Raw genomic sequence first — 12,050 nt, 5'->3', positions numbered from 1 at the left:
TCTCCTTCGTCGAAATGACAAACTATACCTGAAAATCTTTGTAACTCTGTAACTTTGAACCTTTGTCCCTTTTGCTTAAGAAATCAACTTAAAATAATCCTCTTCGGTATCAATATCAATATTCCCTTTTTCAAAAGGAACTGAAACCACATCGTCAGCATATTTTTTAATGAGTTTTTTAGCTCCTTCCTGTCCTTTTAAATCTAGAAGTTCTTCGAAGTATTTTTGATGAAATAAAGCTGGGGTTCCTAATGTTTCTGCATAAGCCGATGCAGCAATTCCTTTTCCTGTTTTCTTATATTCGTTTATTAAATTCTCAAAAACTAAACTTGTTACAAAAGGTTGGTCGCAAACCGATAGAATGAATTGTTTACAATCAGGGTTTAAAAGTAATAGTTCTGAAATCCCTTTTGCAATTGAAGAAGACATGCCACTTTCCCATTCAGAATTAAATGAAAATTTTACTTCGGATAAATTAAACTCTTTTTCTATTAAAATATGATTTGATCCTGTCACTACTATTAAAAACGAATTTTCAACCTTTAAAGCTTCTAAAATAGTGTTTTGAAGCAAAGTGGATTCTTTGTATAGCAATAACTGTTTGGGTCTGCCTAATCTGGAAGAATTTCCTGCGGCAAGAATGACAATACCTGTTTTATTACAATGCTTATTCTTCATAATGAATTTCATCATGAATTTTACCCGTTTTGTATTTTAACGAAGTTCCAGCACGTTCAGAGGCAACGGCTTTAATTTCAGAAATAATCGAAAGGGCAATTTCTTCTGAAGTTTCCGCTCCAATATCCAAACCGATAGGACTGTGAATTCGGCTCAACTGTTCTTCGTTTACTGTAATTCCTTCAATCAAAAGATCATCAAGCATTCGGCTGAATTTTGATTTTGGACCGAGAATTCCGATGTAATGACAATTAGTTTCCAGCAATAATTTTAAAACTGCCAGATCGTATTTGTAATTATGAGTCATTAAAAGAAAATAAGTCTGATCGTCGATGATTATATTTTCTAGAAATTGTTCGGGTTTTACAACCGAAATCTGACTTGCCTTAGGAAAACGCTTTTCAGTTGCATGCGTCGCGCGTCCTTCACCAATACTGGTTCTCCATCCTAAAACAGAAGTCATTTTTACTAATGGTTGAATATCATTTCCTGCGCCCGCAATTACTAACGAAATAGACGGTTTTATATATTCTATTAAAGCTTCGTTATCATTCTCTTCTTGAAGTCTTTTAACTACTGTAGTTTTATTTTTCAAAACCTCTTTCACATCCGAAATCAAATTTAAAGCTTCATTATCATAAGTTAAAACGGGACTGTCTTTTCTAAAAAATAAAGTTGTCCCTATCTGAGAAGCATTTCTTTTTAAAGAGAAAACCGTCACTACTACTGCTTCTTTTCTTTCTAATTCCAATTGTTGCAAAAGCTGAATCGGATTGTTTTCAACTTCTTCATAAATATACTCAAAAAGAATATGAACAATTCCGTTGCATCCAAGCTGTAAACCAACTTCTGCATCTCCTTCATTGCTAGTATTGTACGTTACTAGTTTATTTTGCTTTTGATTAATTGAAAGAAGTGCTTTTCGCAACGCATCTCCTTCTAAACATCCGCCACTTATTGCGCCTGTCAGCATGCCGTCTTCGGTAACCAACATACGTGCACCTGGCTGTCTGTATGACGAACCTTCGACTTTTACTACGGTTGCTAAAGCTGTCTTCTTGTCTTCTGACTTAGCTTGTGAATATGCTTTAAGGATTTCACTGATTTCTTTCATAGTTTAAAAATAAAAAAATATTACAAACAGACCATATAGCAAGAAACATTTATCCTGTTAATATTCCTTTAGAAGATCGTTTCTTTATACTAATAGTACATTTGTTTAGATCTAAAAAATACATTTCATTTAATCCGTCAAACCAATTTATTATGATTATCGTAATCATTTTTTCAAATTGACGTATGATTTATATTACTAAGTTTTGTATTTTTATCAATAGCAAAATTTATATACCTAACTTTAAAAGTAAACTACATGGGAAAATTTGTAATCACTACTAGAGCCAACGGAGAGTTCCAATTCAATTTAAAAGCTGGTAATGGTCAGACCATTCTAACGAGTGAAGGCTATACTACAAAAGCAGCCTGCAATAATGGTATCGAGTCTGTTAAAAAAAATGCACCAGACGATGATCGTTATGATAGATTAGAATCTAAAAGCGGAAAACCATATTTTAATCTAAAAGCGGGTAACGGACAAATTATTGGTTCAAGCGAGATGTACGAAAGTGTTGCTGCCAGAGAAAACGGAATCGAGTCTGTTAAGAAAAATGCTCCCGATGCGACAATTGATGATCAAACGGCATAAATTATAACTGCTGTAAACATAAAAAAGCGAGGAAACATTCCTCGCTTTTTCGTTATAAATATATTCAGAATGCAATTTAATCTAATAAAAACACAATCAATCCTCTCGCACCATGAGCGCCAAGAACCAAAGACTGTTCAATATCAGCTGTTTTTGAAGGTCCAGCGATAAAAGTTCCAAAACCATATTCCATGTTTCCAATTCTTTGATACGCTTGCTGCATTGTTGGGACAAGGTCTTTTTTATGGACTACAATGGCTAAATATTGTGCAATGAAAGGCGCAACACGCTGTCCTAAAATATCATCGGTTACCCAAAGTCCACTGTTTTCTGCTACTCCGAATTGTGCTTTTACAACGGTCAATTCAACATCCTGAAGCGAATGTGGATCGACTGTTTTCCAGTTTAAAGAAGCAATTTCTGAAAGTTCTGGAAGTGTCGTAATTAAACGTTTCTCTAGGTTGTAATTCGATTTGATATAATCGATGATTTCATTATAATCAGCAACTTCTATAGGATCACCTCCAATGCCTTTTAAGACTGTTTTGTAGGTTTCTAAAACATCAAATTGTTCTGAACCTAAAACTTTAAGATCAGGCAGTTCTGAAACCAAATCAGGCTGATTTGCTTTTATTCTTTTTAAAATTTCGCCTTTACTACTCATTTCCTTTTTCTTTAGATTCTCTCGAATTTTTCTTGTACCATTCTCTAAAAGATTCTTCTGGAACATCTGGCATTTCACGCTGGTCGTACCATTTATTCATTTTATTATTGACCATTCCTGGAATATTCTTCATTACAAATCGCCCTGATTTTCCAGCGATATTGAAAGCGGTTGGATTTGCTAAGACAGTGGCCATGGTTTTCATCGCAACCGTTTTGGCTGTTGGCGTATGCCCTTCTTTTACCAAAACCTGACGCCATTTGTACAATTGATCGTGAATATCAATTTTTACTGGACAAACATTGGTACACGAACCACAAAGCGTACTAGCAAAAGGCAGATCGGCATTTTTGCTCATATCTAAGTTTGGCGCTAAAATAGAACCAATTGGTCCTGCAACCGCATTATGATAACTGTGTCCGCCACTTCGTCTGTAAACTGGGCAAGTGTTCATGCAAGCACCACAACGAATACATTTTAGCGAATTTCTAAATTCTTCTCTTCCTAATTGTTTACTTCTTCCGTTGTCTACAATTACGATATGCATTTCTTTTCCGTCTCTTGGTTTCTTGAAATGGCTTGAAAAAGTTGTAATTGGCTGTCCTGTCGCGCTTCTTGCCAATAATCTCAAGAAAACGCCTAAATGTTCTCTTTTCGGAATCAGTTTTTCAAATCCCATACAAGCAATGTGAACGTCTGCTAAATGCGCGCCCATATCGGCATTTCCTTCATTGGTACAAACCACAAATTCTCCTGTTTCTGCAACAGCAAAATTTACTCCTGTAAGCGCCACTTTTCTAGTCAAAAAAGTATTTCTCAAACTCTGGCGAGCTGATTCTGTCAAATACTGCGGATTGAAATTTCCTTTTTCTGTACCTAAATGTTCGTGGAAAGTTTCGCTTACATCTTCTTTCTTTAAGTGAATCGCTGGCAGTACAATGTGACTTGGCGGTTCTTTACGAAGCTGTACAATATATTCGCCTAAATCTGAGTCGATTACTTCAATTCCTTTTTCGGCTAAATAATCGTTTAAATGGCATTCTTCTGTAAGCATCGATTTGGATTTCACCATTTGCTTTACATCATGTTTTGCCATGATAGAATGCACAATTTCGTTATGTTCTTTGGCATCGGCTGCCCAATGCACAATTATTCCGTTTCGTTGCGCATTCGCTTCAAATTCAACTAAATAATCATGAATATTAGAAAGCACATTAAATTTGATTTGAGAAGCTGTTTCTCTAAGCAATTCCCAATCTTCAATTTGATGCGCTGACTTATCTCTTTTAGCACGTACAAACCAAAGTGTTTCGTCATGCCAATTGACACGCTCTACATCTTTATTGAATTTTGCTGCGGCTTCGCTGTGCTGTATTATTTTTTCTGATGACATTTTTTACTATTTAAAAGTCAATTTTGAAATGTTTATTTAACCGCAAAGTTCGCAAGGTTTTTACGCAAGGTTCGCAAAGATAATTTTTAATCTTAGCGTGCTTTGCGTATTTTTTCTTTGCGAACTTTGCGGTTAAATAAACTACTCATATTTTTAATTTTCGAGTGAATTTAATATTTCAGCGATATGAATGGTTTTGATTCTGCTTTTCTGTCTTTTTAGAATTCCATCCAAATGCATTAAGCAAGACATATCTCCACCTGTAATATAATCCACATCGTGACTTTCGTGATCTTTAATGCGATCTTGTCCCATTTTTACAGAAACTGCTTCTTCGGTAACGCAAAAAGTTCCGCCGAAACCGCAGCATTCGTCTTTTCTAGTTAAAGCAACCAAATCAAGATCTTTAATACCGTGCAATAATTGTTCTGGTTTAGAGAAAAATGGTGCGTTCAATTCAGACATTTGCGAAAGCTTCAATCCACGCTGACCGTGACAGCTGACGTGCATTCCAACTTTATATGGAAATCTTCCGTCAATATGATCGATTTTTAAAACGTCTGTAATAAATTCTGTAAGTTCGTAAACTGTATTTCGAATTGCTGTTGCTTTGTCTTCCTGTTTTTCGTCATGCAAATGATCTTTCACATGCAAAACACAACTTCCAGAAGGGCAAACGATATAATCAAAACCTGAGAAATTGGCGATGAAGTTGGCATCGCATCCTTTTGTTAAATGAGCGTAACCGCTGTTTGCCATTGGCTGTCCGCAGCAGGTTTGTCCCATCGGAAATTCGACGTCACAACCTAATTTTTGAAGTAATTCGTAGGTTGCAATTCCTACTTTTGGATAAAATTGGTCGACATAACAAGGTATAAAAAGTCCAATTTTCATATTGTAGTATTTAGTGTGTTGTTCATTAGGCGTGTAGAGTAAAAATGTAAAAAATACGTTTCTCAGCAAATTTACAACATACAGACCGTTTTTACCTAATGTTTATAGAATTTCAAGTCAATTAAATCGTTCTGAATTGGTTTTGGATTCCAGTTATCGTGAATAGCCAATGCAGCTCCTAGAGCACTCGCTTGTGCCATTGACGCGGCATAAACTTCGATATCTGGAAAAGCTTCTGCCAATAAATTCATATAAATCGAATTTTTACTGAAACCTCCATCCACAAAAATCTTTTTTACAGGGCTGTTATGAACTACCAAATTGGTTGAAAAAACCTGCTGTTCTACCAAATCCAGCATTAATTGATGGTAAGCGGTTTCGTAATTTTTATAGTGCGAAAGATCTCTTTTTTGAAAAGGGCATTCTTTCAAAATATCGAAATTGTATTTTTTAGGATAGATAATTTGATAATTAAGCGCTCGTAAATTGGCTACTATATTTTTATCAAAATAAACTTCTTTGTAGGCATCAACTGGAACTTTAAAATGTTCTGCCAAACGTTTGGTTTGCACTTCATGTTCATTTCCGGCAAATAAACGCGCAGCTTTAACTGGTTTTTCAGTGTACTGCATGTAGCAAAGACAGTCGTTTTGCAATTCATCAAAAGTCAGAGGTTTGTTGTTGAACGGGTTTAGAGAAATACTCCAAGTTCCCGTAGACAACAATACAAAAGGTTCTGTAAAATTGATTGTATAAGGTATTATCGCCGATGAACTATCATGAAGCCCCACTCCAACCGCAAGGTTTTCACGTGTCATGATGATATCTTTACCAAAATGTATTGGTGGTATTTTATCTGAAACACCTTCTTCTTTTAGCCATTTATGGTATTTCATTTTTTTGAAATTCCACAAATTCGTATGACAGCCAATACTTGTAATATCAGCGTATGCTTCATTCGTTAAAAGAAAACTTAAAAACTGCGGCAGATGCAGACAGTATTTCACTTTTTCAAATATTTCGGGCTTTTCTTCTATCAATCGGTAAATCTGCATTCCCGAATTTAAACTGCCCAAAACGGGAGAAGCTGTTTTTACAGCAAACTTCTTCTCTCCTTTATATTTTTCATAGAAATCCGATTTTAAATCCTCTGGATAATCTTTTAAATAATTATACAGAGGAGTTAAAACTTTTCCGTTTTCGTCTATATAAACAAAACTGGCTCCGTAAGTGCTGAAATTGATGGCTTTTAAAACATAATCTTTAAGCTCTTTTATTTCGAATAATCGATCTAAAATCCAGTTTTTCAGTACTTCGATATCTTCGCAAGGAAAACCATCTTCGTCTGTCGTTTCATCCAGATTTACTGATTTCTCCCAGACAATTTTATAATTTTCGTTAAATAAAAAAACCTTTTTGTTTGTTTTACCAATATCAAAAATCGCAACTACATTCATTTTTTTTAGTTATGAGTTTTGAGTTATGGGTTATGAGTTATGGGTTATGCTTTTTGTTGAAAAACTTAATATTATATTGCTTAGTGAATTTATTTTACATCAAAAACAACACAAACAAAAATAGTTTATCAACTTAAAACTTTTAACTCATAACTCATAACTTATAACTCATAATTATAAGCCTGTTGCTACTGTTTTTAAACCTCTTTCTTCGATAAGATTTTGTCTTACTTGAAGCGAACGATATAATGCTACTGGATTTAATGCGGAACCAGAACGAAGACGAGCTTCAGCCACTAATGCACGAACATCTGTACGGAAAGCATTTTGAAGAATTTCCTGTGCTTTTACCACATCGTTTTCTTCTTGTGCTTTTTCTAATGCTTTTCTGTCCACAGAAAGTGCTTGAGCATAAGCAATCATAATCGCTTCAACAGATTGCAATAAATCTTCTAACGGATCTTTGATGTTATGAGAAGCATCGATCATCCAGCCTAAATCTTTAGCGTGATTCATTCCTCTTGCATCCATTCCTTCTACTAATTCATTAAAAATCAAGAATAATTGATATGGTTTTAATGCTCCAGCTGTTAAATCGTCATCGCCGTATTTTGAATCGTTAAAATGGAAACCTCCTAGTTTATTTTCCATCAATAATAAAGAAACAATCTGCTCGATATTAGCATTTGGAAGATGATGTCCTAAATCTACCAAAGTCTGTGCTTTGTCACCTAGCTTTTTCACATACGAATATGATTGTCCCCAATCTGCTACAGTTGTTGAATAAAAATTAGGTTCTGCGCATTTGTATTCCAAAAATAATTTCCAATTTGAAGGTAATGCATCATAGATTTCCTCTAAACTTTCTAATGTATTCTGGTAGGCTTTCCTGAAATTTAATTGTCCTGGAAAATTAGAACCGTCTGCCAGCCAAACTGTTAAAGATTCAGATCCTAATTCGATTCCGTGTTTAATAACTTCTATATTATGAGCAATTGCCTGTTTACGAACTGCTTTATTTACGTTTTGTAAAGAACCATATTTGTAAGTATGTTCTGCACTTGCTTGATCTTGAAATGTGTTCGAGTTCATCGCGTCAAATTTCAATCCGTGCTGTGCTGCTAGTGCTTTTATTTCATTATAATTTGTTGGAATATCCCACGGAATATGAAGTGAAATTGCTCCAGAAGCATTATTTAATTTATGAAGCAAACCAACATCTTCTATTTTTTCTTCTAAAGAACGAGGTTCTCCTCCTCCAGCAAAACGTCCGAATCTTGTTCCTCCTGTTCCTAAAGCCCAAGATGGAATAGCAATTTGAAAATCGATTAATTTTTGAATAATCGCTTCTGTATCATTTATTTCTGATGCTGTAAAAATTAATTTATTCTGGTGTTTTTTTAATAAATCTTCGTTATGAGATTCAATGTGGTTTGATCCGATTAACATAGTTATTGACATTTTAATAGAGTTTTACAAGGTATAAATTTTATACGTTTAGTATATTTTTTTAACACATCACATCGTTGTTCTAATGCTGAAATTTTAGACGCTGATTTTACTGATTCGCTATCGCGAAGACGCGGAAAAAAACGGATTTTTAAAAAAGGTAATTAAAAAAAATCTGCGTCAATCAGCGTTTTCGCGATAGCGAATCCGTGTCATCCGCGTTCTATGCTTTTCATGTGTTTACTATTTTTCAACTTAAAAATTTTATACCAACTAAACTCGGGTTGTACTTCACTTTTTTGTTAAGTTTTCGTTGTAAAAGCGAATTATTATATGCTAAAAAAATCTAACGTTCGAAAGAATTCGAACGCTAGACCACAAAAAACCACTTTTGCTTAAACAAACTTATATAAAAAACCTAAACAATCTTTATCTATAAAAGCCCATGCCTACGCCACCGTCTACGTTTAATGCGTTTCCTGTAGATTTACCTAATAAACCTCCCACAAAAGCATAACAAGCGTTAGCAATATCATCTGGCAATATGATTTCATTTAATAACGTACGTTTTGCATAGTAAGCCGGAAGTTCTTCAACTGTAATTCCATATGCTTTTGCACGACCTTCTGCCCATCCTCCAGACCAAATATTTGAATCTGAAATTACAGCGTCAGGATTTACTGTGTTTACACGAATTTTATCTGCTCCAAGTTCTGCAGCCATTAAACGTGTTAAGTGCGCTTGAGCCGCTTTTGCCGAACCATAACCTGGGTTATTTGGACCAGCCACAACAGCATTTTTAGAAACGATATTTACAATATCTCCTCCAAAACCTTGTTTGCGCATTACTTCGATTCCTGCTTTAGAAACAATAAACTGTCCTTTAACTAAGATATCGTATAATCTATCCCACTCTTCAAGAGTATGTTCTGCAATAGATTTTGAGATACTGATTCCTGCATTATTCACCACAATGTCAACACCTCCAAAAGCTAAACAAGCTTCGTCTAATGCTTTTTCTGTGCTTACTTCATCAGTCACATTCAATAAAGTGCTAGAAACAGCATCTTTACCGAAAGCTTTAATAAACTCAGCAGTTGCTCCTTGTAAACGCTCTTCGTTGATATCGTTAATTACAACACAAGCACCTTCTTGAGCGAATTTTTTAGCGATAGCTTTACCGATTCCGCCCGCAGAACCTGTGATTAAAGCTACTCTTCCAGATAACGCTTTTGGTTTTGGCATACGCTGTAATTTTGCTTCTTCCAACAGCCAATATTCAATATCAAAAGCTTCTTGGTGTGGCAATGAAGTATATTCTGAAACCGCTTCAGCACCTTTCATTACGTTTACTGCATTGATGTAATATTCAGATGCTAAACGAGCCATTGTTTTATCTTTAGCAAAAGTGAACATACCGACTCCTGGGTATAAAATTACCACTGGGTTTGGGTCACGCATTGCTGGTGAATTTGATTTTTTGCATGCATTGTAATAGTCTTTGTACATTGCACGATATCCTTCGAATGCTGGAGCTAATTTTGCTTTTACAGCTGCAACATCAGATAAATCTTCATTTGGATCTAATTCTAAAACCAAAGGACTGATTTTAGTTCTCAAGAAGTGGTCTGGACAAGATGTTCCTAATGGAGCTAATTTTGCTAAATCATTAGAATTAATGAATTCTAAAACTCTTGCATCGTCAGTATAATGTCCGATCATTTGACGTTCTGACGAACAGAAACCTCTTAAAATTGGAGCTATTTTTGCTGCTTTTAATTTACGATCTGCTTCTGGAAGGCTGTCGATTTTTTTACCTCCAAAAACTGGACGTTTTTTTCCATAATTATCTTCTAGATATGAAGCACATTTCTCGATTACTTCCAGCGTATTGATATAACTATCAAACGCAGTATCTCCCCAAGTAAACAAACCATGAGAACCTAACATGATTCCGCGTAGTTTTTTACCGTTTTTTGCTGCTTCTTCTAAACAAGCTCTCAACTGAAGACCAAGATCAAATCCTGGACGCTGCCAGCCTACCCAACCGATTTCACCGTTGAATAATTCTTCTGTGATTTTCTTTCCATCTTTTGCGGCCGCAATAGCAATTGCCGCGTCTGGATGTAAGTGATCAATATGTTTGAATGGAAGAAAACCATGTAAAGGCGTATCAATAGAAGGCGCTTTTGACGCTAAATCGAAAATACAGTGGTTGAACAATTCTACCATTTCATCTTCAAACTCAATTCCTCTATAAACGTTTTCAAGATTACGAAGTCTGTCTAAATACAAAGCCGCACAACCTGATTTTGTCAATGTTCCGATATCACCACCAGAACCTTTAATCCACATTACATCAGAAGATGCTCCAGTAAGAGGATCTTTGTCTGTAATTTTCACAGAAGTGTTTCCACCGCCATAGTTGGTCAATCTTAAATCAGCTCCTAACAAGTTAGAACGATAAATAAAAAGCGCTACTTCATCACCTGCTAATGCTGCTGCCTTAGCTTCATCCCAAAGGTAGCTTACATGCTTAAAATTCATATTATTAATTGTATTTGTATTCGACATATAGTATTTTAAATTATTTCTTGTATTTATAATGAGTTACCAATTCCTACCAAAACGATTGCAAGCATAATAAGTCCGATTCCCCAGAAAAACGTATTTAATGTTTTCTTAGAAACTCCTTTCCATTCCTTCAAATAAAATCCCCAAAAATTTGCTGTTAAAATGATGGTTGCCATATGAAGAATCCATGAGCTGGCACCATTTCCTAGTTTGCTCTCTCCCATTCCGTAAAAGAAAAACTGTAGAAACCACATGGTTCCAGCAAGAGCAGAAAACAAAACATTTTTGGTTATTGGAGTAGATTTATCAGTATAGTTTTTAATTGATTTGTTTTTAAAATTCAAATAAAGACACCAGATAAAGTTGGTTGTCAATCCTCCCCAAAGCAGTACAACATAAGTCACGTTGTTTTGAAATAACGGATTTGCACCATTAATTACGGCGTGCTCTGCCATAGATTTTCCAGCTTCAATTCCGTAATTAAAGAATGAACTTAGAATTCCAGAAATCACGGCTACAATTAAACCTTTTACCAGATTGAAGTCTTTGTCTTTATCTTCATGGCCAGTAGCAAAATCTTTTTCTTTTAGCATTCCTGCTTTTCCAGAAATGGCAATTCCGATAAGATATACCACAACTCCCAACAAAACCAACTGACCGCCAGTATTAGAAAGCATGTGGGTAAATGAAATTTTCCCTTCTGTTGGAACAATATCATAATAAATGGATGGCACTAAAGCTCCAAATGCAGAACAGAATCCTAATGTAATAGAGTTTCCTAAAGACATTCCTAGGTAACGAACTCCTAAACCATAAGTTAAACCGCCAATTCCCCAAATTAATCCCATTAGAAAAGTAAAAGATTTTATTGATAGAGAAGCTGCTGCGATAATTTCGGTAAAATTTGGAATCGTTAAGTAAGCGGCAACTGGCGGAACAATTAGCCAAGAGAAAAAACCTCCCACAAGCCAATAGCTTTCCCAAGCCCAGTCTTTCACTTTTTTGAAAGGCATATAAAAACTACCTGAAGAAAATCCTCCGATAGAATGAAAAATGATTCCTAATAATGATTCCATTTAATGTTTTTGGTTTAAGGTTAGGTTTGTTAGTAATTTGGTTTTGTAAAATAAGAGAATGTCAAAAACAAAACTGTCCTGTACTATCCTTTACGGATTTTATATTTTTTGTTAAAACTAAAGATTATTAGAAATAACGGCTTGTAATTATTGGGTAAAT

Annotated in this window: 10 protein-coding genes; 1 reads left to right on the top strand and 9 read right to left on the bottom strand. The window is 35.1% G+C overall.

Annotation, left to right across the window (positions count from 1 at the left end):
• Positions 1-75: 75 nt before the first annotated feature.
• Positions 76-693: a nucleotidyltransferase family protein gene (locus DMB71_RS14240; protein WP_239452976.1), complete on the bottom strand. Its 618-nt coding sequence runs from the start codon at positions 691-693 to the stop codon at positions 76-78.
• Entirely contained in the window at positions 668-1,792 is a 1,125-nt protein-coding gene (locus tag DMB71_RS14235; RefSeq protein ID WP_111367169.1) for an XdhC family protein, read from the bottom strand. Before DMB71_RS14235 ends, DMB71_RS14240 begins: the two co-directional genes overlap by 26 nt.
• Before the next feature lie 258 nt (positions 1,793-2,050).
• Between DMB71_RS14235 and DMB71_RS14230 the strand changes: the two genes are divergently transcribed.
• A complete protein-coding gene (locus DMB71_RS14230; protein ID WP_111367166.1) occupies positions 2,051-2,383 on the top strand; it encodes a YegP family protein in 333 nt (110 codons plus the stop codon).
• 76 nt (positions 2,384-2,459) lie between these two features.
• Here DMB71_RS14230 and DMB71_RS14225 read toward each other — a convergent pair whose 3' ends face one another.
• From DMB71_RS14225 to rhaT, 7 genes are all read right to left on the bottom strand, one after another.
• Entirely contained in the window at positions 2,460-3,047 is a 588-nt protein-coding gene (locus DMB71_RS14225) for a LutC/YkgG family protein (protein ID WP_111367163.1), read from the bottom strand.
• Entirely contained in the window at positions 3,040-4,440 is a 1,401-nt protein-coding gene (locus DMB71_RS14220) for a lactate utilization protein B (RefSeq protein WP_111367161.1), read from the bottom strand. Before DMB71_RS14220 ends, DMB71_RS14225 begins: the two co-directional genes overlap by 8 nt.
• 153 nt (positions 4,441-4,593) lie before the next feature.
• A complete protein-coding gene (locus DMB71_RS14215; protein WP_111367158.1) occupies positions 4,594-5,334 on the bottom strand; it encodes a (Fe-S)-binding protein in 741 nt (246 codons plus the stop codon).
• 95 nt (positions 5,335-5,429) lie between these two features.
• Positions 5,430-6,791, bottom strand: coding sequence for an FGGY-family carbohydrate kinase (locus DMB71_RS14210; protein WP_111367157.1), 1,362 nt, complete (start codon positions 6,789-6,791; stop codon positions 5,430-5,432).
• Positions 6,792-6,965: 174 nt separating this feature from the next.
• Positions 6,966-8,240 (bottom strand): TIM barrel protein, encoded by a 1,275-nt coding sequence (locus tag DMB71_RS14205; RefSeq protein ID WP_111367154.1) that lies wholly within the window; start codon positions 8,238-8,240, stop codon positions 6,966-6,968.
• A gap of 429 nt (positions 8,241-8,669) precedes the next feature.
• Positions 8,670-10,814, bottom strand: a complete 2,145-nt coding sequence (locus DMB71_RS14200) for a bifunctional aldolase/short-chain dehydrogenase (protein WP_111367152.1) — start codon at positions 10,812-10,814, stop codon at positions 8,670-8,672.
• 26 nt (positions 10,815-10,840) lie between these two features.
• Entirely contained in the window at positions 10,841-11,890 is a 1,050-nt protein-coding gene (gene rhaT / locus DMB71_RS14195; protein WP_111367151.1) for an L-rhamnose/proton symporter RhaT, read from the bottom strand.
• Between the last annotated feature and the right edge of the window lie 160 nt (positions 11,891-12,050).

It is taken from the genome of Flavobacterium tistrianum, from assembly GCF_003254545.1.
GTDB classification, from domain to species: Bacteria; Bacteroidota; Bacteroidia; order Flavobacteriales; family Flavobacteriaceae; genus Flavobacterium; species Flavobacterium tistrianum.
Note: the sequence above shows the minus strand (reverse complement) of the source record. Positions and strands in the feature narration are given on the sequence as shown.

What these genes read in the sequence shown, in the direction of transcription:
- DMB71_RS14240 (WP_239452976.1), bottom strand. Translation starts at nt 693, where the DNA reads ATGATGAAATTCATTATGAAGAATAAGCATTGTAATAAAACAGGTATT.
- DMB71_RS14235 (WP_111367169.1), bottom strand. Translation starts at nt 1,792, where the DNA reads ATGAAAGAAATCAGTGAAATCCTTAAAGCATATTCACAAGCTAAGTCA.
- DMB71_RS14230 (WP_111367166.1), top strand. Translation starts at nt 2,051, where the DNA reads ATGGGAAAATTTGTAATCACTACTAGAGCCAACGGAGAGTTCCAATTC.
- DMB71_RS14225 (WP_111367163.1), bottom strand. Translation starts at nt 3,047, where the DNA reads ATGAGTAGTAAAGGCGAAATTTTAAAAAGAATAAAAGCAAATCAGCCT.
- DMB71_RS14220 (WP_111367161.1), bottom strand. Translation starts at nt 4,440, where the DNA reads ATGTCATCAGAAAAAATAATACAGCACAGCGAAGCCGCAGCAAAATTC.
- DMB71_RS14215 (WP_111367158.1), bottom strand. Translation starts at nt 5,334, where the DNA reads ATGAAAATTGGACTTTTTATACCTTGTTATGTCGACCAATTTTATCCA.
- DMB71_RS14210 (WP_111367157.1), bottom strand. Translation starts at nt 6,791, where the DNA reads ATGAATGTAGTTGCGATTTTTGATATTGGTAAAACAAACAAAAAGGTT.
- DMB71_RS14205 (WP_111367154.1), bottom strand. Translation starts at nt 8,240, where the DNA reads ATGTTAATCGGATCAAACCACATTGAATCTCATAACGAAGATTTATTA.
- DMB71_RS14200 (WP_111367152.1), bottom strand. Translation starts at nt 10,814, where the DNA reads ATGTCGAATACAAATACAATTAATAATATGAATTTTAAGCATGTAAGC.
- rhaT (WP_111367151.1), bottom strand. Translation starts at nt 11,890, where the DNA reads ATGGAATCATTATTAGGAATCATTTTTCATTCTATCGGAGGATTTTCT.